The sequence below is a fragment of the Streptomyces sp. enrichment culture genome (assembly GCF_964272855.1).
In the GTDB taxonomy this organism is placed as follows: Bacteria; Actinomycetota; Actinomycetes; order Streptomycetales; family Streptomycetaceae; genus Streptomyces.
In genome coordinates, this window is sequence record NZ_OZ186847.1 from 2,381,258 (window position 1) to 2,407,744 (window position 26,487).

General features: G+C 71.1%; 18 protein-coding genes and 1 pseudogene. 6 read left to right on the plus strand and 13 right to left on the minus strand.

What is annotated here, in order from left to right; genetic code table 11:
• Positions 1 to 433: 433 nt before the first annotated feature.
• Positions 434 to 2,593 carry a RecQ family ATP-dependent DNA helicase gene (locus ACSU6L_RS09850; RefSeq protein ID WP_437055588.1) on the minus strand — a complete coding sequence of 720 codons (2,160 nt, stop codon included), beginning with the start codon at positions 2,591 to 2,593 and terminating at the stop codon, positions 434 to 436.
• 299 nt (positions 2,594 to 2,892) lie between these two features.
• Here ACSU6L_RS09850 and ACSU6L_RS09855 point away from each other — a divergent pair, with 299 nt between their 5' ends.
• Complete coding sequence (locus ACSU6L_RS09855; RefSeq protein WP_437055590.1) at positions 2,893 to 3,519, plus strand: hypothetical protein; 627 nt, start codon at positions 2,893 to 2,895, stop codon at positions 3,517 to 3,519.
• A 943-nt stretch (positions 3,520 to 4,462) separates the two neighbouring features.
• On the opposite strand, the gene ACSU6L_RS09860 is transcribed toward ACSU6L_RS09855, so the two are convergent.
• The 3 genes from ACSU6L_RS09860 to ACSU6L_RS09870 all read right to left on the minus strand — a co-directional run bounded on the left by ACSU6L_RS09860 (position 4,463) and on the right by ACSU6L_RS09870 (position 6,563).
• Entirely contained in the window at positions 4,463 to 5,095 is a 633-nt protein-coding gene (locus tag ACSU6L_RS09860; RefSeq protein ID WP_437055591.1) for a hypothetical protein, read from the minus strand.
• A gap of 68 nt (positions 5,096 to 5,163) precedes the next feature.
• On the minus strand, positions 5,164 to 5,865 hold the full coding sequence (locus ACSU6L_RS09865; protein WP_437055593.1) for a ribonuclease HII: 702 nt from the start codon (positions 5,863 to 5,865) through the stop codon (positions 5,164 to 5,166).
• Between the two features lie 74 nt (positions 5,866 to 5,939).
• Entirely contained in the window at positions 5,940 to 6,563 is a 624-nt protein-coding gene (locus tag ACSU6L_RS09870) for a TetR/AcrR family transcriptional regulator (RefSeq protein ID WP_073939475.1), read from the minus strand.
• A gap of 196 nt (positions 6,564 to 6,759) precedes the next feature.
• Here ACSU6L_RS09870 and ACSU6L_RS09875 point away from each other — a divergent pair, with 196 nt between their 5' ends.
• Positions 6,760 to 8,307 carry an MFS transporter gene (locus ACSU6L_RS09875; protein ID WP_437055595.1) on the plus strand — a complete coding sequence of 516 codons (1,548 nt, stop codon included), beginning with the start codon at positions 6,760 to 6,762 and terminating at the stop codon, positions 8,305 to 8,307.
• Between the two features lie 343 nt (positions 8,308 to 8,650).
• Here the strand turns inward: ACSU6L_RS09875 and ACSU6L_RS09880 are convergent, their stop codons facing one another.
• The 3 genes from ACSU6L_RS09880 to ACSU6L_RS09890 form a co-directional block, all read right to left on the minus strand.
• A complete protein-coding gene (locus ACSU6L_RS09880) occupies positions 8,651 to 9,556 on the minus strand; it encodes an ADP-ribosylglycohydrolase family protein (protein ID WP_437055597.1) in 906 nt (301 codons plus the stop codon).
• A gap of 12 nt (positions 9,557 to 9,568) precedes the next feature.
• Complete coding sequence (locus tag ACSU6L_RS09885) at positions 9,569 to 10,228, minus strand: histidine phosphatase family protein (RefSeq protein WP_437055599.1); 660 nt, start codon at positions 10,226 to 10,228, stop codon at positions 9,569 to 9,571.
• Between the two features lie 108 nt (positions 10,229 to 10,336).
• A complete protein-coding gene (locus ACSU6L_RS09890) occupies positions 10,337 to 10,942 on the minus strand; it encodes a YdbC family protein (RefSeq protein WP_073939479.1) in 606 nt (201 codons plus the stop codon).
• A gap of 148 nt (positions 10,943 to 11,090) precedes the next feature.
• On the opposite strand from ACSU6L_RS09890, the gene ACSU6L_RS09895 reads away from it, so the two are divergent.
• The gene (locus ACSU6L_RS09895) at positions 11,091 to 11,624 is read left to right on the plus strand and encodes a TerD family protein (RefSeq protein ID WP_437055600.1); all 534 of its coding nucleotides are present in this window, start codon (positions 11,091 to 11,093) and stop codon (positions 11,622 to 11,624) included.
• Positions 11,625 to 11,711: 87 nt separating this feature from the next.
• Here the strand turns inward: ACSU6L_RS09895 and ACSU6L_RS09900 are convergent, their stop codons facing one another.
• Positions 11,712 to 14,609 (minus strand): vitamin B12-dependent ribonucleotide reductase, encoded by a 2,898-nt coding sequence (locus tag ACSU6L_RS09900; protein ID WP_437055602.1) that lies wholly within the window; start codon positions 14,607 to 14,609, stop codon positions 11,712 to 11,714.
• A gap of 162 nt (positions 14,610 to 14,771) precedes the next feature.
• On the minus strand, positions 14,772 to 15,323 hold the full coding sequence (nrdR, locus tag ACSU6L_RS09905) for a transcriptional regulator NrdR (RefSeq protein ID WP_073939482.1): 552 nt from the start codon (positions 15,321 to 15,323) through the stop codon (positions 14,772 to 14,774).
• Positions 15,324 to 15,862: 539 nt separating this feature from the next.
• Here nrdR and lexA point away from each other — a divergent pair.
• Positions 15,863 to 16,642 carry a transcriptional repressor LexA gene (lexA, locus tag ACSU6L_RS09910; protein ID WP_073939483.1) on the plus strand — a complete coding sequence of 260 codons (780 nt, stop codon included), beginning with the start codon at positions 15,863 to 15,865 and terminating at the stop codon, positions 16,640 to 16,642.
• Positions 16,643 to 16,824: 182 nt separating this feature from the next.
• Here the strand turns inward: lexA and ACSU6L_RS09915 are convergent, their stop codons facing one another.
• The 4 genes and pseudogenes from ACSU6L_RS09915 to ACSU6L_RS09930 all read right to left on the minus strand — a co-directional run bounded on the left by ACSU6L_RS09915 (position 16,825) and on the right by ACSU6L_RS09930 (position 23,417).
• Positions 16,825 to 18,801 carry an ATP-dependent DNA helicase gene (locus tag ACSU6L_RS09915; RefSeq protein ID WP_437055605.1) on the minus strand — a complete coding sequence of 659 codons (1,977 nt, stop codon included), beginning with the start codon at positions 18,799 to 18,801 and terminating at the stop codon, positions 16,825 to 16,827.
• A gap of 253 nt (positions 18,802 to 19,054) precedes the next feature.
• Positions 19,055 to 19,630: pseudogene (locus tag ACSU6L_RS09920) on the minus strand (GNAT family N-acetyltransferase); the annotation flags it as partial.
• Between the two features lie 40 nt (positions 19,631 to 19,670).
• Entirely contained in the window at positions 19,671 to 21,746 is a 2,076-nt protein-coding gene (locus ACSU6L_RS09925; RefSeq protein ID WP_437055607.1) for an IucA/IucC family protein, read from the minus strand.
• Positions 21,747 to 21,851: 105 nt separating this feature from the next.
• A complete protein-coding gene (locus tag ACSU6L_RS09930; protein ID WP_437055609.1) occupies positions 21,852 to 23,417 on the minus strand; it encodes an aminotransferase class III-fold pyridoxal phosphate-dependent enzyme in 1,566 nt (521 codons plus the stop codon).
• Positions 23,418 to 23,817: 400 nt separating this feature from the next.
• Between ACSU6L_RS09930 and ACSU6L_RS09935 the strand changes: the two genes are divergently transcribed.
• The gene (locus ACSU6L_RS09935; protein ID WP_437055611.1) at positions 23,818 to 25,041 is read left to right on the plus strand and encodes a trypsin-like serine peptidase; all 1,224 of its coding nucleotides are present in this window, start codon (positions 23,818 to 23,820) and stop codon (positions 25,039 to 25,041) included.
• Positions 25,042 to 25,238: 197 nt separating this feature from the next.
• Positions 25,239 to 26,450, plus strand: coding sequence for a trypsin-like serine peptidase (locus ACSU6L_RS09940; RefSeq protein ID WP_437055613.1), 1,212 nt, complete (start codon positions 25,239 to 25,241; stop codon positions 26,448 to 26,450).
• Positions 26,451 to 26,487 lie beyond the last annotated feature (37 nt).

A 26,487-nucleotide genomic window follows, 5' to 3' on the forward strand; every position in this document is an offset into this window, starting at 1 on the left:
TGGGGGTGGTGGCATGGAGGGGCGGGGTACGGGTCGACGCGGTCCGGGGCGGCGCGTCTGGCGGCGTCGCTGATGAGAGCAGGGGGCGAGCGAGGCGGCGCCGACGAGAGCGGAGGAGGTACGGCTCCACAGCCGCCCGAGGCAACGCCATCGAGAGGGGGAGACCCGGACGACGCCCCCGAGGGCGCAGGAGACGACCCAGGGTGACGCCACCGCGGTCGGCCGACCCAGGCAGCGCCACCGGCAAGCGGCGAAACCGAGCCAGCCGGCGCCGACAAGAGCGGCGAAGGCACGACCGCACAGCCGACCGAGGCGACGCCACCGAGAGGGGGAGACCCGGGCGACGCCTCCGAGGGCGGAGGAGACGGCCCAGGCCACGCCACCACGAACGGCGGAGCCGGCCGAGGACACGCCGGCAAGAGCCGGGCGGGGCTCAGCCCGCCGCGGCGAGTACCAGCGGGAGAACCCGTTCTACGCCCGCCCGGCGCAGCAGACGGGCGACGACCGCGAGGGTCCAGCCCGAGTCGGTGTAGTCGTCCACGAGCAGCACGGGTCCCGGGTTGCCGGCCAGGGCGGCGGCCAGCTCCTCGGAGACGGTGAAGGCGCCGGACAGCGCCCGGAGGCGCTGAGCCGAGTTGCTGCGCCGTGCCGCGTGCGCGCCGCCCGCTCCGGTGTACGTCAGAGTGCCCAGGTAGGGCAGGCGGCCGATGGCCGCGACGCCCTGGGCGAGGGTGTCCACCAGCTGCGGCCGGGCCAGCGACGGCACGGCGACGACTCCCACCGGTCGGGCGGAGGCGTCCTGGACGTTCGGCGCCCAGCCGCCCGGCGAGCGCGCCCAGTCGGCGAGGACGGCCACCGCGGCCCGCAGGACGTCGTCCGGGACCGGCCCGTCGGCCGCGTTCTCGGCGAGCAGCGGGCGGAGCCGGTTGCCCCAGCCGATGTCCGAGAGCCGCCCCAGCGCCCGCCCGGTGGAGCACTGCTCACCTGCGGGGATGCGTCCCTTCAGGTCGATGCCCAGGGCGGGCATGCCGGTCGGCCACATCCGGCGCGGTTCGACCTCCACGCCCGGCCGGTCCAGCTCCTTCGCCGCCCCGCTCAGCGCCTCGGTGGAGACGGAGGAGTCGATCCAGGGCCCGGCGCAGTTGTCGCACCGGCCGCACGGGGCCGCCCCCTCGTCGTCCAGCTGCCGGCGCAGGAACTCCATCCGGCACTGGGAGGAGTCGACGTAGTCGCGCATGGCCTGCCGCTCGGCCGCCCGCTGCCGGGCCACCCAGGCGTACCGTTCCGTGTCGTACGTCCAGGGCCGCCCGGTGCTCTCCCAGCCGCCCTTGACCCGTCGTACGGCGCCGTCCACGTCGAGGACCTTCAACATGCTCTCCAGCCGGGTGCGCCGGAGGTCGACGGCCGCCTCCAGAGCGGGCACGGACAGTGGCCGTCCCGCGTCGTCGAGGGCGGCCAGGGTCTGCCGTACCTGCGTCTCGGGCGGGAAGGCGGAGTCGGCGAAGTAGCGCCAGATCGCCTCGTCCTCCTTGCCCGGCAGCATCAGCACGTCCGCGTGCTCCACCCCGCGTCCCGCCCGGCCGACCTGCTGGTAGTAGGCGATCGGCGAGGACGGCGAGCCGAGGTGCACCACGAAGCCCAGGTCGGGCTTGTCGAAGCCCATGCCGAGCGCGGAGGTCGCGACGAGCGCCTTGACCTCGTTCCGCTGCAGGGCGGCCTCGGCCTGGAGCCGGTCGGCGTTCTCCGTGCGGCCCGTGTAGGAGGCCACCTGGAAGCCGCGGTGCCGCAGGAACGCGGTGGCCTCCTCGGCCGCGGCCACGGTGAGCGCGTACACGATCCCCGACCCGGGCAGCTCGTCCAGGTGCTCGGCGAGCCAGGCCAGGCGGTGCGCGGCGTCCGGCAGCCGGACCACGCCGAGCCGCAGGCTCTCCCGGTGCAGCGAGCCGCGCAGCACCAGTGCCTCGCCGGCACCGGTGCCCAGCTGCTCGGCGACGTCCGCCGTCACCCGCGCGTTGGCCGTCGCCGTGGTGGCCAGCACCGGCACGCCCGGGGCGAGGTCGCCGAGCATGGCCCGCAGCCGGCGGTAGTCGGGCCGGAAGTCGTGGCCCCAGTCGGAGATGCAGTGCGCCTCGTCCACCACCAGCAGGCCGGTCGTGGCCGCGAGCTGCGGCAGCACCTGCTCCCGGAAGTCCACGGAGTTCAGACGCTCCGGACTGATCAGGAGAACGTCGGTCTCGCCGCGCTCGACCTCGTCGTAGATCGTCCGCCACTCCTCCGGGTTGGCCGAGTTGATGGTGCGGGCCCGGATACCGGCCCGCTCCGCCGCCTCGACCTGGTTGCGCATCAGTGCCAGCAGCGGCGAGACGATCACCGTCGGGCCGGCGCCACGCCGGCGCAGCAGGGCGGTGGCGACGAAGTACACCGCCGACTTGCCCCAGCCGGTGCGCTGCACGACCAGCGCCCGTCGGCGCTGCTCCACCAGCGCCGACACCGCCTGCCACTGGTCCTCCCGCAGCCGCGCCGAACCCCCTGGGGTGCCGACCAGCTCGGCGAGGACGGCATCTGCTTCGGCGCGGAGCTCGGGACTGTCCATGTCTCCATGCAACCCGATCCCGCGGGCAAGCCGCCAATTCACACAGCGTGACGACCTGTACCGTATCCACGCCGGCACCGGCATCAGACCGTGAACTTGTGGGTACGGATATAAGCCCCGGACCACCTGATAAGGGTCGGTGGCCCCAATTGCTCGTTGCCGCTTCCTGGTTCGGCAGGAAGAATTGAAGTCCGCTCCCCGCACGGCCCCGTCCGTGATCAGGTAGGGCTCCGCTGCGGTGCGCGCTCCCCCGATTCCAACCCCGCCCGCAGTGTGGGCGCGTAGCCGAAGGGAGGATCGTGACCTTCGGATTCGCTCCGTCCACGGCATCCACGTCGACGTCCGCCGACCTGTCCGCCGCTTCCGCCAACTCCGTGGCCCGCATGCTCGAACCCGCGGAGTGGGCCGCCGCCGGAATCCCCTTGCTGCGCAACCCGCGTGAGGTGGTCAGCGGGCTGCACGCGCGGCATCGTCCGCAGCCGGCCACCGCGATCGTGGCCGTGCTCGACCCGGACGAACGGCTGCGGGCCAGCGCGTCGTTCATCCGCCGGCCGGCCCCGGCCGACGGCTGGATGTTCCGCAACGCGCTCCTCGCTCAACTGCGCCGGGTCATCCCGCACGACCTGCGCCGCCGCACCCCCGTGCGCACGGCGGTGCTGCTGTACTGCCGTGACGGCGACGCCCGTTGGACGGAGGAGGACGGCGCCTGGATGTGGGGCCTGCGGGACGCCTGCACACTGCACGGGCTGCGCTGCGGGGCGTACATCACCCTGACCCGCGACGGCTGGCAGGTCCTCGGCGAGGGCCGCGGCGGACGCCGCCCGAGCTCGGACTCACCCCCCGAGTCCGTCGCCCTCTCCGAGACCCCACCCCCACGCACCGGCGGCGCCACCTCGGACATACTCCGCCGCGCAGCGGCCCGCTGAGGAACCTCCCCCGCCACAACAGCACCGCCCCCCACGGCACGTATTCGACGGCACGACCACACCGCCCCAGCACACCCGGCAACACGGACTGGACCAACCCCCTGCCCACCCCGCAGCACGCCCGGACCGGCGCACCGCCCACCCGGACACAGGACCACACCGGCCCACTGCGCCAGGCGGCGCCCCGCCAGGAAGCTTCCGCCGACACGACAGCACCGGCTCACCTCGCACGCGGCGCTTGGACCACAGAACCGGCTCACCGAGCACTCGGTGCTAGGGGGTGTCTCGTCGATCAGGCCGGATCAGGGAGCGGCGTCTGGTGCCGTGCATCGCAAGGCGGAGAAGGGAGCCGATGCGGCGCACCGGCGAGTGACGACAACGCGGCGAGGCGCGGTGCCAGGCGCCGCGAGCCCGGCATGATCGGCGAGACGTCCCCTAGGACCACACCGGCGCGCTCGACCACGCGGCGCCCCGCCAAGAAGCTTCCGCCGACACGACCACACCGGCTCACCACGCACCCGGCGGCAGGACCACCCAGGCCCACTGCGTCACGCACCGGTAGGCCCACACCGGCCCACCGCAGACCCGGTGCACCAACGGCACCAGCCCACCGCACCCGACGACCGACGGAACAACCGCACCGCCTCAGCGAAATCCCGGCGGTGCGACCCCGCCGGCCCACCGCACACCCGGCGGCACGACCACCCAGGCCCACACCCGGCGCCCGACGCGACATCCTCGCCGGACCACCGCGCACACCTCGGGCACAGCGCAGCGCAGCGCACCGCGGGACCACGTCACCGCGAACGGCCGCGGACAGCCGTGCGCCCCGGCCGTCCGAGCACGCCGAAGTCGCCGAGCCGTGCGGGTGCCGCCATGGCGGCGCCCCGACGGGCCGGACGACGCCCGCCCGTGCCGGGACCGGGGACCTGCTCGAACCGGCTCAGACGCCCACGCCGAGCACCGCGTTGATCTGCTGCGGGTCGCCGCAGACGATCAGCAGGGCACCGGCACGACTCAGGGCCAGCGGCAGGGCGGCGGCGACCGCGGCGTCGGTGCCGCCGTTGACGGCGACGACGACCACGGCACGGGTGGCGGCACGCCCGGCGACGGCGGCGTCTGCGTAGAAGACGTCGTCGCGCGCGTCGTGCTGGGCCCAGTAGGCCGCTTCGCCGAAGGACAGCTCGTGGGCGGCCCACGGGTGCGACTCACCGGTGGTGATCACCAGTACGTCGCCGGGGGCGCGACCGGAGTCCAGCAGAAGGTCCACAGCTTCCTCGGCAGCGTCCAGCGCGCCCTCGGCCGAGGCCGGGATCAGCTGGATCTGCGGGGTCGCCGGAGCCGCGGCGGGGGCGGCGGGACCGGCCGGCCCGGGCTTGGCCGGAGCCGCGTCACGCGTCGTCCGCTGCACCGGAGGCGCGGGCCGGAGAGGGCCGGGACGACCAGGACGCGGCGGAGCCGCGGGGCGGGGGCCGGGTACGGGGCGGGGGGTCGGCGCGACGCGGCCGCTGGCCGGAGTGGCGCGGGGACCCTGGGCACTCTCGTGAATCTGAGGCTCCTCGGGGATGAGAGGCATGAGCTGATGTTTATCAAACGTTGGTGCGGCACGCGTCGGTGGGTGGCACATACGTGCGACCGGAACCGTCAGAAATCGAAGCCGAGCTGGCCCTCGATCTCCGGAACGCTCCCGTCCGCCCAGCTGCGCGCCTTCTTGAGGTGCCGCCACTGGGGCAGCGCATCAAGATACGCCCACGACATCCGGTGGTACGGAGTGGGGCCCCGCACCTCCAGTGCGGCCTTGTGCACGGGCGACGGATACCCGGCATTGTCCGCAAAACCGAAGTCTGCATGTTCGACACCCAGTTCGGCCATCATTTTGTCGCGCTGAACCTTGGCGATCACCGAGGCCGCCGCCACCGCCACACACGACCGGTCGCCCTTGATCACGGTCCGGACCATCCAGGGCGCACCGAGGTAGTCGTGCTTGCCGTCGAGGATCACCGCGTCGGGGCGGACCGGCAGGCCCTCCAGGGCACGGACCGCCGCGAGCCGCAGCGCCGCGGTCATCCCGACCTCGTCGATCTCCTCGGGGGAGGCGTGCCCCAGCGCATAGGACGTCACCCATTTCTGCAGCTCGGCGGCGAGCTGGGTGCGCCGCTTGACGGTGAGCAGCTTGGAGTCGGTGAGACCTTCGGGGGGCCGGCGCAGTCCGGTGATCGCCGCGCAGACGGTGACGGGGCCGGCCCACGCGCCGCGCCCCACCTCGTCGACACCGGCAATGACCTTCGCTCCGGTCGTGGCGCGAAGGGAGCGCTCGACGGTGTGAGTAGGTGGTTCGTACGGCATGGCGCCCTTAGCGTACGCCGCTCCGAACCTGCCGAGACACCCCCTAGCCATGTCACACCGGCCGTCACCCCCGTTCAGACATCGGTCCGCCGGAGCAGCGGCACCATCAGCTGGTCGGTCATCTCCTCGAGGTCACGGTCACTCCATTCGCACCCGCACATCTTCGACCGGTACATCATCATCGCCGGCACGGCGTCGAAGACGTAACCGTTGGCAGCGTCCTCACGGACCTCTCCACGCTGGATACCACGGATGATCACCTCACGGAGCAGCTTGATCGTCGGCTCCACCACCCCCTCGACGATCACCGCATGGAAGCGCTCCGCCTGCATGGTGTCGCATTCGTGAATGACGGAACGCAGGGCACTCCCCGGCCGCGAGAACATCGCATCCCGGGCCTGCCGGCAGAGCGCCAGCAGATCCTCGCGCACACTGCCGAGGTCGGGTGCCGCGTCCAGGCGCGGCAGTCCGGCCTGCAGCGCGTCGGCGACCAGGTCCTCCTTGGACGGCCAGCGGCGGTAGACCGCCGCCTTGCCGGTCTGGGCCCCGGCGGCGACGCCCTCCATGGTGAGGCCGTTCCAGCCGACCGTGCTGAGCTGTTCCAGCGCGGCATCGAGAATCGCGCGTTCGAGCACCGCGCCGCGCCGACGGGGAGCGGCCGCCTGAGCGGGGGCGGCCGACCAGCGCGAAGTAACCATCCGAGCGTCTCCAGCGGACTACAGAAAGGAATATTTCGGTAATTGCGAGCAATGGGGACATTGCACCCAGCACCAGCCGGGCACATGCCGCAAGAGCGCGGCCTGAGTGAACGCTTGCGTTCACTACCGGGGACTCACTACCGTTGACGCGACAGTGAACGCGAGCGTTCACTAAAGCTCTTGTGGGGGACCCATAGTGACGACCTCTCAGTTGATATCGGATCAGAAACCGGGCGCGGCACGCCGCCAGGGACGTCCCGGCATCGCGCTCACCGTCATCGCGGCCTGCCAACTCATGGTGGTACTCGACGCGACGATTGTGAATATCGCGCTCCCGCACATTCAAAGCGCACTCGAGTTCAGCACGACCGACCTCACCTGGGTGGTCAGCGCCTACACCCTGACCTTCGGCGGTCTGCTGCTCCTCGGTGCCCGAGCCGGTGACATCCTGGGCCGCCGCCGGGTCTTCATGGCCGGCATCCTGCTGTTCACCTTCGCCTCCCTGCTGGGCGGATTCGCCCAGGAGCCCTGGCAGTTGCTGGCGGCGCGCGCCCTGCAGGGCGTCGGCGGCGCCATCGCGTCGCCGACCTCGCTGGCGCTGATCACCACCACGTTCGCCGAGGGCCCCGAACGCAACCGTGCCTTCGGCGTCTTCGCCGCGGTGTCCGCGGGCGGTGGCGCCATCGGCCTGCTCGCGGGCGGCATGCTCACCGAGTGGCTGGACTGGCGCTGGGTCCTCTTCGTCAACGTGCCGATCGGTGTGCTGATCGCCGTACTGACCCCGCTCTACATCAGCGAGTCCGAGCGGCACCCCGGACGGTTCGACATCGCGGGCGCGCTGACCTCGACGTTCGGCATGGCCTCCCTCGTGTACGGCTTCATCCGCGCGGCGGAGGAAGGCTGGCGGGACGGCCTCACCCTCACGTCGTTCGGTGTCGCCGTGGTCCTGCTGGTCGCGTTCGTGCTCACCGAGATGCGGGCCAAGGAGCCGATCACCCCGCTGAAGATGTTCACCGACCGCAATCGCGCGGGCACCTACGTGATCATGCTGAGCCTGGCCGCGGCGATGTTCGGCATGTTCTTCTACATCGTGCTCTTCGTGCAGAACGTGCTGGGGTACAGCCCGATCAAGGCGGGGGTGGCCTTCCTGCCCGTCACCGTCGCGATCGTGATCGGCGCCGGCCTGTCGCAGCGGTTCCTGCCGGTCCTCGGTCCCAAGCCGTTCATGCTGGCCGGTTCCGCGCTCGTCGTCGTCGGACTGACGTGGCTGACCTTCATCAGCCCCGACAGCTCCTACCTCAGCGGGGTGCTCGGCCCGATGCTGGTCTTCGGACTCGGCATGGGCCTGAACTTCGTGACCGCGACGGTGACCGCGGTCTCCGGAGTCGCCCCGAGCGAGGCGGGCGCCGCGTCCGGCCTGCTCAACGCCACCCAGCAGGTCGGTGGTTCGCTGGGCCTGTCCATCCTCACCACCGTCTTCGGCACGGCCAGCAAGGAGGAAGCGGAGAGGCAGCTCCCGGGCTTCCTCGCCGAGGGCACTCCGCAGCAGAAGGCGGAGTTCGCCGAGACCCTTCAGCTGCCCGCGCCCTGGGGGCACGAGGTGCTCGCGCAAGGCATCTCGACGGCGTTCGTCCCGGCTGCCGCGATGGCCGTGCTCGCCCTGATCACGGCTGGGCTGGTGATCCGAGTCCGAAAGAGCGACCTGGAGGCCCTGGCCGGCACGGCGGGCCCGGTGGGCGGCTGACCCGAGACCGTCGCGGGCCGCACTCCACGGCCGGCCGCCGGGCATGACGGGGGTATGCCCAAGGCGAACCGGCCGGCCCGCGAGGAGCCGCGCGGGGCCGGGCCGCGTCCAGGGCACCGACAGCCCGGACGCCGGTCCGGCCCCGCGCGTGGCAGCCCGGCCCCAGAGCACCGCGACAAGCAGCGCGAGCAGCACCCACCGCGTTTCCATGCCCACCCCCTGCGACGCCTACGACGTGTCCGCGGACGTGGTCGACGCCCTGCGGTTACCAGGACAACGGCGACCGGTCACGGAGAGTTCCCGGCGTGCACGGAGAGTTTCGAAAAAATCCGGAGGCTGCGGACTAGCCGGCCGTCGGAGCCCAGTCCGGCAGCGCTTCCGTCCGCGCCACCCACTCGGCGGGCGGCACCCCCGTCTTGCCGGCGGCGATCACCCCGCCCACGATGGCGCAGGTGGTGTCGACATCCCCTCCGACCTGCGCGGTCGTCCAGAACGCCTGCTCGTAGTCCCCGAGCGAGCGAGCGGCCGACCAGACGGCGAAGGGCACGGTGTCGTGGGCCGTCGTACGCCGTCCGCAGCCCAGCACGGCCGCGACCGTGGTCGCGTCGCCGTAGTCGAGCATGTCGCGGGCGCGGCGCAGGCCGGCTCCGACCGCGCTCTTGGGTACGAGCGCGACGACCCCGTCGAGCAGCGCCTCGGCGGTCGGCGGCCCGGCGGGATCGGCTGCCAGCGCGGCGGCTGCGGCGACGGCCATGGCGCCGACGACGGCCTCGCGGTGCTGGTGCGTGGGGTAGGCGGAGATCTCCGCCTGGTGGGTGGCCTGCTCGGGGTCGTCCGCGTACCAGGCGCCCAGGGGCGCGATCCGCATGGCGGCGCCGTTGCCCCAGGAGCCCTGTCCGTTGAACAGCGCGGCGGCCAGCTCGCGCCAGTCGCCTCCCTCTCGGACCAGCCGGAGCAGCCGGTTGACGGCGGGGCCGTAGCCGCGGTCGAAGTCGTGGTGGTGGGCGAAGGAGTGGGCCAGCGCGTCCTGGTCGATGCGCCGGTGGGCGGCGAGGACGGCGACCACGGAGCAGGCCATCTCCGTGTCGTCGGTCCACTGCCACGGGCCGGGCGGGACCTCACGTCGCTTGAGGAGCGGATAGTTGGCGGGGACGAAGTACTGGGAGCCCAGCGCGTCTCCCACGGCAAGTCCGCGCAGGCTGGCCAGGGCGCGGTCCAGGCGCCCGTCGGAAGAGGAGTCAGCGGTCATCGCCCTGCCACTCTAATCGGTGATCCCGTACGGTTCCGGATCTCGCCAGCGTTCAAAGGGCCGGTCCAGTGTGTACTTGCCGTCGTCCCCCAGAACGAGCATGCGCATCTCCGCGTTCCCGGGGTTCGCCAGGCACTCGAACTCGGCGACCGTCCAGTGGAACCACCGCATGCAGAACAGCCGCATGGCCAGGCCGTGGGTCACCAGGAGCACGTTCGGTGGATGGTCCGGGGCCTCGAAGCTGCGGTACAGGCTTTCCAGGAAGCCGCCGACCCGGTCGTACACGTCGGCGCCGCTCTCCCCCTGGGCGAAGCGGTAGAAGAAGTGGCCGTAGGCGTCCCGGTAGGCCTTCTGCAGCCGTACGTCGTCGCGGTCCTGCCAGTTCCCCCAGTCCTGCTCGCGCAGCCGGGGCTCCTCGCGGACCCGTATCAGGTCGGGGTCGAGATGGAAGGCGCGCAGGGTCTCGTGCGTGCGCCGGTAGGGCGAGACGTACACGCTGACCCGCTCCCGCCCGAACAGCTCCCGCAGGCTCTTCCCGGTCTCCTCCGCCTGGTGCCAGCCCCGCTCGGTGAGCGCGAGGGCGTGATCGGGTTCGCGTTCGTACACGGAGTCATCAACATTGCCCGTTGACTCGCCGTGCCGGACAAGGACGATGCGCCGTGGTCGTGCCATGCCAAAAACCCTAGTGGGAGTGACGGGCGGGCGAGCAGTCGGACGGGTTCCGTACGGCGTAGGTCACACCGTGCACCACACAGGGCACACGATGTGCCCGTCCGGATCTCAAACCGTCCAGGTCGGTTCCATGTCCACGATGTCACCCGTGAGCGCGGCGACGTCCGCTTCGGTCTGGGCCCTCAGGGCGAGCCGTTCCACCCGTTCCGTGCGGTACTTGCCGTGCTCGGCCGCCGACCGCCACATGGAGAGGACCATGAACTCGTTCCCGGGCGCCTCGGCGAACAGGCCGCGGATCATGCCCGGCGAACCGGCCATCGCGGGGTTCCACACCTTCTCCTGCATGAGGGTGAAGTTCTCCACGCGGTCCTCGTGGACCCGGCACAGGGCGACCCGGAGGAGATCGGCGTCGGTGAAGCGCGGTTCGAAGCCGGTCTTCACGTCGAAGCGGTGGTCGAACAGTCTGGCCTGGGCGTCCTTGAAGGTGCCCGACTGTGCCGCTGCGAGCCGGTCGTGGGAGCGGGCCATGAAGGAGTCGTAGAAGGCCCGGCTTTCCCAGAAGGCGAAGACATGGGCCACCGAGGGCCGGCTGCGGCTCCAGCCCCCGCCCTGCCCCCGGAAACCCGGCTCACCCAGCAGCCCCGCCCACTTTCGCTGCCCCCGCTCGAAACCCCGGCGGTCCACCACGGTGCAGCGAATCCACTTGACCAGCACCGCGCCATGGTAAGGCCACGGAGCGTGGTGACGGACGGCCTCCGGTGGACCGGACGCGCACCGGCGCCCGGTCTCGCGTGGCAGGATGGACAACCGGCTTTGACGGACCGGCAGTTCGGCCTGCGCGCACACGGGGAAGGGGACGTTCGTGAACGGCGTCAGCAAGGGAATCCGCAAGGTCGAGATCGCACTGAAGTGGGACCCGAGTCCGGCGGGTCAGCCACCCACCGATCTCGACATAGTGGCCGGCACCTACCTGGCGGACGACCCGCACGGTGAACCCTCGTACCTGGTGCACTTCGACAGCCGCTCCCCCGACGGCACCATCTACCTCAACCGGGACAGCAAGGACGGCAAGGGCTTCGGCTGGGACGAGGTCCTGACCGTGGAGCTCGACCGGCTCGACGCCCGCTACGCGCGCGTGGTCGTCGGTGTCGTCATCCAGCAGCGGCCCGCGCGGCGCACCTTCGTCAGCGTGGTCAACCCGTCGCTGCGCATCCGTGAGGGATACACCGATCTCGCCCAGGACGACTTCGGCGGCGTTCTCGGGGCCACGGCGGCGACGGTCGCGGAGTTCCGGCGTGACGAGTCGGGCGTGTGGGAGTTCCACCCCGGGGTGACCGGTTTCGAGGACGACCCCGCGACCTTCACGCGAACCATGGGCGCCGCCCACCGGCCCTGACCTCCGCATCCGCTTCACATACGCGAAGAGGGGCGCCGGATTTCTCCGGCGCCCCTCACTCACATCTCAGCGGTCACATCTCAGCGGTCAGCTGCAGCCGCTGGTGGAGCCGCAGCCCTCGCAGATGTAGCAGGAACCGGCCCGCTGCATCTTCGTGCCGCAGGAGAAGCACAGCGGGGCGTCGGCCTGGATGCCCAGCTGCATCTCCACCAGCTCGGCGCTGGTGTGGGCCTGCCGCGGGGCGGGCTTGGCCGCCTCGGTCTCGGCCTTCGGGGTGGCAACGGCCTTGAGCTCCTGGGCGCGCGGAGCCGACTGGGCCAGGCCCTCGACGTCGACGTCCTCGTCGTCCAGCGGCTCGTAGGAGCCGGTCTCCAGGTGGCGCTGACGCTCCTCGGCGGAGTGGATGCCGAGCGCGGAACGCGTCTCGAACGGCAGGAAGTCCAGCGCGAGGCGGCGGAAGATGTAGTCGACGATCGACTGGGCCATCCGCACGTCCGGGTCGTCGGTCATGCCGGCCGGCTCGAAGCGCATGTTCGTGAACTTCGAGACGTACGTCTCCAGCGGCACGCCGTACTGGAGGCCGACGGAGACCGCGATGGAGAAGGCGTCCATCATGCCCGCGAGGGTCGAGCCCTGCTTGGACATCTTCAGGAAGACCTCGCCGAGACCGTCGTCCGGGTAGGAGTTCGCGGTCATGTAACCCTCGGCGCCGCCGACGGTGAAGGACGTGGTGATGCCGGGACGTCCCTTCGGGAGGCGCTTGCGGACCGGGCGGTACTCGACGACCTTCTCGACGGCCTCGCGGATCGTCGCCTCGGTCTTCTCCGTGACCTCGGCCTTCTCCTTCTCCTTGGTCTTCGCGGAGAGGGGCTGGCCGACCTTGCAGTTGTCGCGGTAGATGGCGAGGGCCTTGATGCCCATCTTCCAGGCCTCGAAGTAGATCTCCTCGACCTCCTCGACGGTCGCCGTCTCCGGCATGTTGACCGTCTTGGACAGGGCGCCGGAGATCCACGGCTGGATCGCGGCCATCATGCGGACGTGGCCCATCGGGGAGATGGCGCGCTCGCCCATGGCGCAGTCGAACACCTCGTAGTGCTCGAGCTTGAGGCCGGGGGCGTCGATCACATTGCCGTTCTCGGCGATGTGGGCGACGATCGCCTCGATCTGCTCCTCCTGGTAGCCCAGGCGGCGCAGGGCCTGCGGGACGGTGCCGTTGACGATCTGCATCGAGCCGCCGCCGACCAGCTTCTTGAACTTGACCAGGGCGAGGTCGGGCTCGAGGCCGGTGGTGTCGCAGGACATCGCCAGACCGATGGTGCCGGTCGGGGCGATGACGGACGCCTGGGAGTTACGGAAACCGTTCTTCTCACCGAGGCGGATCACGTCCTGCCAGGCCTCCGTGGCGGCGGCCCAGATCGGCGTGTCCAGGTCGTCCATGCGGACGGCCTTGTCGTTGGCGTCGGCGTGCTGCTTCATGACGCGCTTGTGGGCGTCGGCGTTGCGGGCGTAGCCGTCGTAGGCGCCGACGACCGCGGCGAGCTCAGCGGAGCGGCGGTAGGCGGTGCCGGTCATCAGGGAGGTGACGGCACCGGCGAGGGCGCGGCCGCCGTCGGAGTCGTACGCGTGACCGGTGGCCATCAGCAGGGCGCCGAGGTTGGCGTAGCCGATGCCGAGCTGGCGGAACGCGCGGGTGTTCTCGCCGATCTTCTGGGTCGGGAAGTCCGCGAAGCAGATGGAGATGTCCATCGCGGTGATGACGAGCTCGACGACCTTGGCGAAGCGCTCGGCGTCGAAGGACTGGTTGCCCTTGCCGTCGTCCTTCAGGAACTTCATCAGGTTCAGCGAGGCCAGGTTGCAGGACGTGTTGTCCAGGTGCATGTACTCGCTGCAGGGGTTCGAGCCGTTGATCCGGCCGGACTCCGGGCAGGTGTGCCAGTGGTTGATCGTGTCGTCGTACTGGATGCCCGGGTCGGCGCAGGCCCAGGCGGCCTCGGCCATCTTGCGGAAGAGGGACTTGGCGTCGACCTCCTCGATGACCTCGCCGGTCATGCGGGCGCGCAGGCCGAACTTGCCGCCCTCCTCGACCGCCTTCATGAACTCGTCGTTCACGCGGACCGAGTTGTTGGCGTTCTGGTACTGGACGGACGTGATGTCGTCGCCGCCCAGGTCCATGTCGAAGCCCGCGTCGCGCAGCGCGCGGATCTTCTCCTCTTCCTTGACCTTGGTCTCGATGAAGTCCTCGATGTCGGGGTGGTCGACGTCGAGGATGACCATCTTGGCCGCGCGGCGGGTGGCGCCACCGGACTTGATCGTTCCTGCGGAGGCGTCGGCACCGCGCATGAAGGAGACGGGACCGGAGGCGTTGCCGCCGGAGGACAGCAGCTCCTTGGAGGAGCGGATGCGGGACAGGTTCAGGCCGGCGCCGGAACCGCCCTTGAAGATCATGCCCTCTTCCTTGTACCAGTCGAGGATCGACTCCATGGAGTCGTCGACGGACAGGATGAAGCAGGCCGAGACCTGCTGGGGCTGCGGGGTGCCGACGTTGAACCAGACAGGGCTGTTGAAGCTGAAGATCTGGTGCAGGAGGGCGTACGCCAGCTCGTGCTCGAAGATCTCGGCGTCGGCGGGCGAGGCGAAGTAGTTGTAGTCCTCACCGGCCTTCCGGTACGTCTTCACGATGCGGTCGATCAGCTGCTTGAGGCCGGTCTCGCGCTGCGGGGTGCCGACGGCACCCCGGAAGTACTTGCTGGTGACGATGTTGACCGCGTTCACCGACCAGAAGTCGGGGAACTCGACGCCACGCTGCTCGAAGTTCACCGAGCCGTCGCGCCAGTTGGTCATGACGACGTCACGGCGCTCCCACGTCACCTCGTCGTACGGGTGCACGCCGGGGGTGGTGTGGATGCGCTCGATACGCAGTCCCTTGCTCGCCTTGGTGCCCTTGGCTCGGGAACCTCGTGCCGGACCGCTCGCCGTCTCTGTCATGCCGCCTCCCTGTACGGGCGAAAACGCCCTGAAGTGCCCCGATGTTCCCGAAGCACGGTGTTCTGTCTGGTGTTGCGGGCACCCTCTCGCTGCGGCCCGCAACAGGTCTTGGATCGCCGCCGACCGGCCGGTCCGGACGCGGTGTCCGGCCCGGCCCCTCGATCAGTCGGCGGCGCCGGCGGGCTCGGGGACCGAAACGGCCTCTCCCGACCCGCGGTCGTCTTCCTGGCGCCCCACGCCGGCGTCTCCGTCGTCCGCGGCGGGGCGTCCCGTCTGTTCCCTGAGTTCAGCGATCGCCGCCTCGAAGTCCTCGAGCGACTCGAACGCCCGGTACACGGACGCGAATCGCAGGTAGGCGACGAGGTCGAGCTCCTGCAGCGGGCCGAGTATGGCCAGTCCCACGTCGTGGGTGGTCAGCTCGGCGCTTCCGGTGGCCCGCACCGCCTCCTCGACCCGCTGCCCCAGCTGGGCCAGCGCGTCCTCGGTGACAGGCCTTCCCTGACATGCCTTGCGCACACCGTTGATGACCTTGGTACGGCTGAATGGCTCGGTGACTCCGGATCGCTTGACCACCATGAGCGAACACGTCTCCACGGTCGTGAAACGACGGGAGCAGTCCGGACACTGGCGGCGCCTGCGGATCGACGTGCCGTCGTCGGTCGTACGGCTGTCGACGACGCGGCTGTCGGGGTGCCTGCAGAAGGGGCAGTGCATGAACTCCCAACCCTCCTCACAGCAGACTCAATGGCCTCGGGAGCCACAGGGGCCCCTCGAAGCAGCCACAAGCATAGGCGATCGCCGAGGGGTCGATGACCGGGGGGACCACAACTTGTGGGCTGCCGCCGTCATCCAACCACTAGATGTGGGGATTGGCTCATACATCCAGCCCAGCCCCGCGTGTCGAAGCACGCACGTCGGCGCGCCAGCCTGATGCGATGACGCATGGGGAGATACCGTGGCCGCCGCAGGGAGGACGCGTGCGACTCCTGCGCGAACGGCAGCCCATGCCCGACCGACGGGAGGCCGGATGGCAGACTGGGGCCCGCCCCACAAGGGCGCTTCCCCGGGGCGCTTTCCCGGCGGTGAAGAGTACAACAATGGGCACTTTTGCCCGCGAGGCACCGCGTGACCCATACACCCGGACACATGATCACGTCAGCCGAATCGCGAATTTTCACTCGAACGTGTGTTTGGCGCAACCTTTCGAAAGCAACTACCGTTGTCCAGCAGGGAGACCATCGAGAGGGGCCGACGTGACCACCACCGCAGACAGTGCCACCATCACTGCCCAGGACCGCCCCCAGGGCCGACTCGAGCCGGTGCATGCGATGAACGAAGCCACGAATCCCGAGGGGCACAAGCGCTCCCTTCCGGGACGACCTCCAGGCATCCGGGCGGACAGCTCCGGGCTCACGGACCGGCAGCGCCGTGTGATCGAGGTCATCAGGGACTCCGTCCAGCGGCGCGGCTACCCGCCGTCGATGCGCGAGATCGGCCAGGCCGTCGGCCTGTCCAGCACGTCCTCCGTGGCGCACCAGCTGATGGCACTGGAGCGCAAGGGCTTCCTGCGCCGTGACCCGCACCGCCCGCGCGCCTACGAGGTGCGCGGCTCCGACCAGGCCGCCTCCGTGGCCCCCACCGACACCGCCGGCAAGCCCGCCGCGTCGTACGTGCCGCTGGTCGGCCGGATCGCCGCCGGTGGCCCCATCCTCGCCGAGGAGTCGGTCGAGGACGTCTTCCCGCTGCCCCGGCAGCTGGTCGGTGACGGAGAGCTTTTCGTCCTGAAGGTCGTCGGCGACTCCATGATCGAGGCCGCCATCTGTGACGGCGACTGGGTCACGGTCCGCCGTCAGCCCGTCGCCGAGAACGGCGACATCGTCGCCGCCATGCTCGACGGCGAGGCCACCGTGAAGCGCTTCAAGCGCGAGGACGGCCACGTCTGGCTCCTCCCCCACAACGCGGCCTACGAGCCCATTCCGGGCGACGACGCGACCATCCTGGGCAAGGTGGTGGCCGTACTGCGGCGCGTGTGACGGCCGCGACGGGCGGGCTGGCGACAGCCGCGCCCCTCCGACCGGGCCCCGGAACCCCTGCGCCGGTTCCGGGGCCCTGTGCTTTGCCGGCACCGGTACCGCTGGATCCGGGGCCCTGTGCCGCGCCCGGTGCCGCTGGGATGCGGGGAGGCCCGTCCGCTGCCGGACAGGCCTCCCCGCGATCACGTCGCTTCCGCCTGCTTCGCCGCCGCGTCGATCGCCGCGAGCGACTTCCGGACCTGGTTACGGTCCGTGGTGTACCAGAAGTCTGGGAGTGACGTCTTCAGGAAACCGCCGTAGCGGGCCGTCGCCAGCCGCTGGTCCAGTACGGCCACCACACCGCGATCCCCGGTCGCGCGGACGAGGCGACCGGCGCCCTGGGCCATGAGCAGCGCCGCGTGGGTGGCGGCGACGGCCATGAAGCCATTGCCCCCGGCGTCCTCCACCGCCTTCTGGCGGGCGCTCATCAGCGGGTCGTCGGGACGCGGGAACGGGATCTTGTCCATCACGACCAGCTGGCAGCTGGGGCCGGGGACATCGACGCCCTGCCAGAGCGAGAGCGTGCCGAACAGACAGGTCTCGGGGTCGGCCGCGAAGTTCTTGATCAGTTCGCCGAGGGTCTCCTCGCCCTGGAGGAGGATCGGGAACTCGGGGATACGGGAGCGCAACTCCTCCGCGGCGAGCTGGGCGGCCCGCATCGAGGAGAACAGCCCCAGCGTGCGGCCGCCGGCCGCCTGGATCAGCTCCGTCAGCTCGTCCAGCATGTCGGCGCGGTCACCGTCCCGCGCGGGGCGCGACAGGTGCTTGGCCACATACAGGATGCCCTGCTTGCGGTAGTCGAACGGCGACCCGACATCCACGCCCTTCCACTGCGGCAGGTCGTCGCCCTCCATGCCCTCCGGGCCGAGCCCCAGGGACGCGCCGACCCCGTTGAAGTCGCCGCCCAGCTTCAGGGTCGCGGAGGTGAGGATCACCGACCGGTCCGCGAACAGCTTCTCCCGCAGGAGGCCCGAGACGGACATCGGGGCCACGCGCAGGGAGGCACCGAAGCGGTCGTGCCGTTCGTACCAGATCACGTCCCACTCGGATCCGTTGGTGATGCGCTCCGCCACGTCGTGGACCGTCTCCACGGAGGCCAGCGCCTGCTTGCGGACCGCGTCCTCGTCCTGGACGGACTTGTCGCGGGTCGCGCCGATCGCGGAGATCACCGTGCGGCAGGCGTCGCGCAGCATCATCAGCGCATAACCGAGATCCTCCGGGATCTCCTCCAGCCTCCCCGGCAGGGCCAGCTCCATCAGCCGCTCGAAGCCCTCCGCGGCGGTCTGCAGCTGATCGGCCGCCTTCTCGTTGACGAGCTTCGCCGCCCGGCGCACCGCGCGGTTGACCTGGCCGGGGGTCAGCTCGCCGGTGGCGACACCGGTCACCCGGGAGACCAGCTCGTGGGCCTCGTCGACGATCAGTACCTCGTGCTGCGGCAGGACCGGGGCGCCTTCGATGGCGTCGATCGCGAGCAGCGCGTGGTTGGTGACCACGACCTCGGCGAGCTTGGCCCGCTCACGGGCCATCTCCGCGAAGCACTCGGCTCCGTACGCGCACTTCGTCGCGCCCAGACACTCCCGCGACGACACCGACACCTGCGCCCAGGCACGGTCGGAGACGCCGGGGGTGAGGTCGTCGCGGTCACCGGACTCGGTCTCGTCGGCCCAGTCGCGCAGTCTCAGCAGGTCCTGGCCGAGCTTGCTGGTGGGCGCGGCCGCCTCGAACTGGTCGAACAGGCCCTCTTCCTCGTCCTGCGGGACGCCCTCGTGGAGGCGGTGCAGGCACAGATAGTTCGACCGGCCCTTCAGCATCGCGAACTCGGGGCGGCGGCGCAGCAGCGGGTGCAGCGAGTCGACCGTGCGGGGCAGGTCGCGCTCCACGAGCTGGCGCTGCAGGGCCAGCGTGGCGGTCGCCACGACCACTCGCTCCCCGTGGGCGAGCGCGGGCACGAGATAGCCGAGCGACTTTCCGGTGCCGGTGCCGGCCTGGACGAGCAGATGCGAGCCGTCGTCGATCGCCTCCGCGACGGCTTCGGCCATGGTCACCTGGCCGGGGCGCTCCGTGCCGCCGACGGCAGTGACGGCAGCATGCAGGAGTTCGGGGAGTGAGGGCTTCGTCATAGCGCGACCACCCTACGGCGCGGCACTGACAAACGGGGGATCACGGCGGAGGCGGAGGGCTGGATCAAGACTGTCGGGTTCCTGGAGAGGGGTTGGGTGGTGATGGATGTGGGGCTCGGTGGCGATCGGCGTGAATCGAGCCGACGGGAAGCGCGTCGACGTGACCCGACTGGCCCTGATTCGAGCCGACGCGAATCGAGTGGAACCGGATCGCCGCGAGCGGTGTACCAGAAGTGACGACGTCGTCACAGCGCTATGGAGGCGTACGGCAGCCGGTCCTCTCCCGGACCATGAGGGCGGCCCGCTTGTCGGGCAGATCGACCTCGGTGGTGAGGCGGAAGCCGGCGCGAAGGAAGGCGGACAGGGAGGCAGTGTTGCGAACGTCGGGCTCAGCGATCACGCGTCGGCAAGCAAACCGTTTCTCGAGGACCAGGTCGGCCACGGCTCCGAGCAGCATGCTGCCGAGACCTCGGCCACGGTGGCCGACATCACCGAGGAGGAGGTGGATTCCGGTGTCATGAGGCCGGGCGGGATAGTGGCGGGCGAGCGGGTCGAGGTCCGCCCGGTAGATCTCCCAGTAACCGATCGGCGTGCCGTCCAGCACACCGAGACACGGCACGCTGCGTCCGTCGCCGTCGAGCTGGGCACGGAGGTGCTTCTCGGTCACTTCCGACGGCCCTGACAGCTTCCAGAAGGCGGCCACGGCGGGGTCGTTCATCCAGCGGCTGACGAGCCGGAGATCCCGCTCGACCCGCACGGGGACGAGCAGGAAGGTGCCCGCCGGGGTGGCGGCGGGACCCCACTCGCCGACCCGGTCGAGCAGGTCTTCCGTGTCGGTGGCTGGCACGGACGGGGCTCCTCTCCGACGGTCAGGAGTGCAGGGGGTTGGCGATGGTGACGTAGACGGACTGGGTGTCCACCGGGCCGACGAGTTCGTCCAGCCCGTGGAGCCGGGTGAGCAGGTTGGCCTTGCAACGCAGGACGGAGGAGTCGAGCAGTCGGGCGGGCAGGGAGCTGCGGAGTCGGTCGGGGCCGGCGGCCGCGCCGTCCAGGAAGCGGCGGAAGGCGGCGAGCAGCAGTCGCTCGTCCGCGAGGCGCTGGGATCCGAAGGCGCCGACGAGGCCGAGCACGTTGTTGATCGCCAGGTAGTAGGCGAAGCGCTCGTCCGTGACCTCGTCGGAGACGAATGTGTCGCTGCGCTCGCCGATGCCGGGCAGCCGCGCTTCGAGTCGCGCTCGGTGGGACTCACGGAAGTAGTAGCCCTGGTTGTCGCGGTAGCGGCCCCCTGAGGGCCAGCCCTGAGCGTCCAGCAGGAGCAGGGTGTTCTGCTGGTGGGCCTCCAGGGCGATGCCCGCCTCACCGTCCAGCCACAGCACGGGCCGGACGACTTGTTCGAGGTAGCGCAGGAACCACTCGGCGGCGACCGCCGCGCGCGGTCGTCCGGTCCGCACGGCAAGGCGTGTGACGAGGTGGGCCAGCCGGGACGGTGTCCGGGCCTGGGGCTGGGGTGCGACGAGTGCGGCGATGCAGGACACGTCGTCGGTCGGGGTGAACGGGTTGTGCCGGATCATCACGTCCAGCCCGGGGACGGGGTCGCCGTCGGGTGCGTCGACGGCGAGCCAGGCCGGGTCGCGGACGATGTCGAAGCCGGGGTGCGCGGAGCGCCACTGCTGGGACAGACCGGTGCGCAGCAGGCGGTGCACCTCGACGCCGCGGTGCAGTTCCTTGCGGAGGTTCTCCCGACGGGAGTTGGTGATGCGCAGGCCCACCGACAGCTTGAGCATGGCGGGCGCCTCGGACCGGTACACGGTGCGCACGGAGGAGGTGGGGTGCCACGGGGCGCCTCGTACGCCGAGGTCTTTGAGCAGCCCCGCGTCGAGGAGGGCCGCGACCTGCCGCGAGTGCCGCGTCTCGCGGAACTGCCACGGATGCAGAGGCAGGGCTGCGTACCCCTCGGGCAGGGGGAGGCCCGTCCCGGCGAGGTGTGCGGTGAGGCGGTGGGCGGGGATGATCCGGCCACGTTCCGTCCAGGCCGAGTCGGTGGCGAGCAAGGAGGGGGCGACGGCCAGCCAGTGCAGGGCGAAGGAGCCGCGCAACTCGGGTGAGTGGTACCGCGCTTCGGCTTCGGTGATTCCCTCGCGGCTCTTCGGTGTCGGGTGCAGGGGGTGGCCCAGCAGGAGTGCCTGTTCGGCGGTGAGGAAGAGGTCGGGACCGTGTGCGGGGCTGGTCCGGCGTTCGCGGATGAAGGCGGCTGTCCGGCGGACGGAATCGGCGACGCGGGCCACGAGGTCGGTGCCGTGGCCGGGGGCGAGCGCGGACAGGTCGGTCGAGCGGCACCCCCTGGCCGCCTCTCTGGCCAACAGGGCGGCGACGGTGACGGCGTCGACAGGTGGGGTCGGTGGCACGGGCGAGGCCGGTTGGGCGGGCTGGGGCTGTTGCTGGGCGTCGGCCAGTTGGGGCATGCCGAAGCGGTGCCAGCCGGTTTCGGAGCGGTAGCGGACGGGGGCGAGGAGCGCGGTGCCGCTGGCGAGGAGGGGGATGCGGAGCGTGCCGTGCGGGGGAACGGGGATGCCGGCCTCGCGTACCCAGCAGCGCAGCAGGTTCTCCACGGCGGCGGCCTCGGCCGCGATGCGGGGGTCCGGGTGGTGGAGGAGGTCGAGGGTGGCGGCGCCCGGCCGGTGCCGCTCGGCGTCCCTGGGCCCGCCTTGCCGGCCGGGGAGGCCCGGCTCTGATGGGCGCAGAGGGATGGCGGCTGTGGGCGTGGTGTTCAAGACGGTTCCTCGGAGGGTGTGCCGGCTCTCTGGGGAGTGACCGAGCGGTACGGCGACGGGGATGGGCGCGGTGAAGACCTCGCCAGGTGAGGGACGGAGCGGGGGGAGGTAATCGGCGTGGGCCGAAGGATCGCGTTGGGCCCTGGTACGGCTGGGGGTTCGGTCGGCAGGCATGAGGAAAGGAGGGCATGCCCGACGCGGTGGGGCTCGCGCCCGACGCAGTGGGGCTCGCGCCCGACGCGGTGATGGGGTGAGAGCGCATGTTCACGGGCTGCCTCGTTACCGCGTTCGCCCGGTGGGGTCACCGGGCTCCTGGCGATGCTGGGTCGGACGGGCGGGCTGGTCGGGGCGGCGTTGCTGAGGGTGGCCGGTGTGGTCGCTGGCCGCTGCCGCCAGCGCGTCGGCCAGGCGGTCCAGTACCGCGGCCGCCTGTTCGTCGCTGATCGTCAGCGGCGGGAGCAGCCGGACGACGCTCGTGCCGCGCCCGCCGAGCCCGACGATCAGTCCCCGTCGAAGGCACTCCCGCTGGACGGCGGAGGCGAGACGGGGCGCGGGTGGGCGTGGAGAGTCGGCGTTGAACGGGCCGGTTCCCGTCCGGGTGACGTCATGGGCGGGGCCGTGCGGCAGCGGGACACCGGCGGTGCGGTTTCCCTCTCCGGGAGCGTGGCTGTCCGCCGTGTGGGCCGGGCCGGACTCCGCCTCCGGGTCGACGAGTTCGAGGCCGATCATCAGCCCTCGCCCCCGCACGTCACCGACGCAGCGGAACTCCTGGCCGAGGGCGCGCAGTTGGGCGAGCAGGCGGGTGCCCAGGGTGGCCGCTCGTTCGGCGAGGCGGTGGTGCCGGACATGGGCGAGAGTCGCCGTGCCGGCGGCCATGGCCAGTTGGTTGCCGCGGAACGGGCTGGTGTGGGCGGTGGGCGTGTCGGTGTCCAGCAGGTCGGCGCGGTGGACGACGGCGGACAGGGGAAGGCTGCCGCCGATGGCCCTGGAGAGGATCATCACGTCAGGAATCACGCCGCTGTGCTCGACTGCCCAGAAGGTGCCGGTTCGGCCCACTCCGGTCTGCGATTCGTCGACGATCAGCGGGACGGAGCGGGACGCCGTGATGTGCCGCATCCGGCGCATCCAGCCGTCCGGCGCGGGATTCACCCCGGCCTCACCCTGCACCGGCTCCAGGAGTATTCCGGCGGGGATGTCGGGAGCGGCCGGAAAGGTGCGCGCACCCGGAGCCCCGGGAGCGGGACCACCCGCGCAGACCGCGCCTTCCAGCACCGCCTCGGTCCAGCGCGCCGCGAGTTCCGCGCCGTGGGGGCCGCCGAGGCCGAAGGGGCAGCGGTAGTCGTGCGGGTAGGGCAGCGTACGGCCGGTGGCGTCCGTGGTGGCGAAAGCTCCCGGAGTCTCGGCGCCGGTGTCGGCGTCGGTCTCGCCGAACGTGAGGATCGCGGTTCGGCCGGTCGCGGCTCGCACCAGCGCGCCGGCGGCGGCCACCGCGTCCGCGCGAGCCGGTCCGCAGAACCTCACGCGGGCCCGGTCGGCGAGCCCGGGTGGGAGGGTGCGCAGCAGTTCCGTGACGAAGGCGTCCTCGACGGGGGTGGCCAGATCGGGCACGCTGAGGGGGGCGCCCGAGTCGAGGACCTTGCGGATGGCCTCCAGGACGACCGGGTGGTTGTGGCCGAGGGCGAGCGTGCCCGCGCCGGAGAGGCAGTCCAGGTAGCGGCGGCCGTCCGCGTCCTCGATGGTCAGTCCGCGTGCCCGTACCGGTACGACAGGCAGGGCGTGCGGATAGGTGCGCGCGGCCGGCTCGCGCGCCGGCGGGCGGCGCGGGATCTCCTCGGTAACGACCACGGCTCCTCATCCTTCCGCTGTGCACCAAGGAGTTGGCGGCCGCTCGGGGCCTGCCCGGCCCTCGCCCGCAGCGCCGCTTCCTCGACACCGACTCACATCCACCCCGACCCGACCCGAGCCGCACCGCGTCCTCGGCCATCCGGCCTCACCTGTGCCCGAACCGCCCGATCGGGCAGACCCCACCGCTTACAACCGCGCACCGGGCAACGGGTTACGGGTTGCTTCAAGATCCTTGCCGTGACGTAACCGTTGCCGTTCCGTCGGAAGTCCCCCACAGCGAGCGCATAGTGTGGGGTGCCATTCCCAGAAGGCCGTGAGAGCAGCCCGAGTTCGGCATGAGCTCGGGTGGTGCGCTCACGGTCGCTGCACCAAGTCCGTTCACCCCAGGGGGAGTAACACCATGCGATCCACACGGCTGTCGTTCACCGCTCGCCGGGAGAGGAGCGGGCGCCGCCGCAGAACCTCCCCCGTGCTGACCGCCGTGGCGCTGGCCTCGGCGCTCGCGCTCACCGCCACCGCCTGTGAGTCGGGCGACGCCGAGGCGGGCGGCGAGGCGACGGCCTCCGCGGCGGCCGCGGACGACAAGATCAAGATCCCGGACGACATCAAGGACCGGCTCAAGGAACACGGGATCGACATCGACCAGTGGCGGGACGGCGCCTGGAAGAACTGGAACAAGGACGACTGGCTGCGCGAGGCCGAGGACTTCGTCAACCCGATCATCGAGGACCTGTGGGACCCGGACCGGATGCGGGAGGCGGAGGAGCCGGACCAGGAGGTCGACGACAGCGACCTCTCCGGTGACCAGGGCGTGACCGACCCGGAGCCGGCTCCGGTGCAGGCGGAGGCCGTGCCGGCCTCATACCACGCCAACGCTCCCGAGGCGGGCAAGGTGTTCTTCGACGCCCCCGAGGGCACGATGGTCTGCTCGGCGACGGTCGTGAAGGACCCGGCGAACCCCGGCAAGTCCAACATGGTGTGGACGGCGGGGCACTGTGTGCACGCGGGCAAGGCCGGCGGCTGGTACCGCAACATCGCCTTCGTGCCGTCGTACAACGACGCGGGCAAGTCGGCCGCGGAGCTGGAGAGCGCCACCGAGGAAGAGGTCGCTCCGTACGGTGTCTGGTGGGGGGACTGGGTGCAGACCTCGGACCAGTGGATCGAGCAGGGCGGCGCGACCGGCGGTGACGGTGCTCCGTACGACTTCGCCGTCATCCATGTGACGCCGGAGGAGGGCAGCGGCGGCAAGTCGCTGGAGGAGATGGTCGGTTCGGCGCTGCCGGTGGACTTCAACGCTCCCGCCGTGCCGAAGATGGACAGCATGACGGCGATCGGCTACCCGGCGGCGCCGCCGTACGACGGCCAGAAGCTGTTCCGGTGCGAGGACAAGCCGGGCCGGCTGTCGATCACCGACGCCGATCCGACGATGTACCGCATCGGCTGCACCATGACCGGCGGTTCGTCCGGCGGCGGCTGGGTCGCGACGGGCTCGGACGGCAAGCCGGCCCTGGTGTCCAACACCTCGATCGGCCCGATCACCGCGGGCTGGCTGGCGGGTCCGCGCCTGGGCAAGGAGGCCAAGGCCGTGTTCGACGAGGTGAGCGGCAAGTTCGCCGACCAGTGACAGCCGGGGGCGCGGCGGTGGGTGCCGTGCGGAAACCTTCACCGTCCCACCGCCGTTCGCCCTCAACTCCACGGGCATAGTGGGGTGTCGCATGCGCGAGGCGAGTCCTTCGCCGGCTCGCTTTCCGTCTGCGTGACAAGCACCAGCAGCATGCCAAGCACATGACATTCACACGTTCACACGGGGGTCATCGCACCATGCGTTCCATACGCACGTCCGCCACACCGCAGCGGCGTCGGCGCACCGTTGTCGCCGCCACCGGCCTCGTCGCCGCCCTGGCGCTCACCACGACCGCGTGCAACGGCTCCGGCGAGGAGGAGGCTGCCGACCAGCCGGGCGCCAGCGCCTCCCGGGCCGCGGACGGCGCGGGTGACGGCAAGGTCAAGATCCCGTCCGACATCGCCGACCGGCTCAAGGAGCACGGCATCGACGTCGACGACTGGAAGAACGGCGGCTGGAAGAACTGGGACAAGGACCAGTGGCTCAGTGAGGCCAAGGACTTCGTCAACCCCGTCATCGAGGGGCTGTGGAAGCCGGAGCGGATGCAGTCCGCGAAGGAGGCCGACAAGACGGTCACGACGAAGGACATGGCCGCCGCCCAGGGCGTGAGCGACCCGGAGCCCGCGCCGGTCACGGCCACGCCCGAGAAGACGCCGTACCACGACAACGCCGCCCCGGTCGGCAAGATCTTCTTCGACACCCCCGAGGGCTCGGCGGTCTGCTCGGGCACGGTGATCAAGGACGCGAACCACCCGGGCAAGTCCAACCTCGTCTGGACCGCGGGCCACTGCGTGCACGCGGGCCAGAACGGCGGCTGGTACCGGAACATCGCGTTCGTCCCGGCCTACAACGACCTCGGCAAGTCCGAGGCCCAGCTGAGCAACGCCGGCGCCGTCGAGATCGCCCCCTACGGCAACTGGTGGGCGGACTGGGCGTCGACGTCGAACGGCTGGATCGAGGGCGGTTCGGAGACCGGCGGCGCGGGTGCGGCGTACGACTACGCCGTGCTGCACGTAAAGCCGGAGCAGGGCGCCAAGTCGCTGGAGGAGACCGTCGGCGCGGCGCTGGACGTGGACTTCTCCGCGCCGGCCGCGGCGGACGCCGGGGACATGGGCGCCTGGGGCTACCCGGCGGCGCCGCCGTACAACGGTCTGAAGATGTTCAAGTGCGTCGACCAGCCGGGCCGGCTCTCGCTGAGCCCGTCGCTGCCCACGATGTACCGCATCGGCTGCACCATGACCGGGGGTTCGTCCGGCGGCGGCTGGTTCCGGGTGGTGGACGGCGAGACCAAGCTGGTCTCGAACACCTCGATCGGCCCGGCCGACAACACCTGGCTGGCGGGCCCGCAGCTCGGCCAGGACGCCCAGGCGCTGTACGAGAACATGAGTGAGACGTACGGCGGCCAGTGACGCCGTCGGGCACCGGACATGCCGAAGGCCCGCTCCC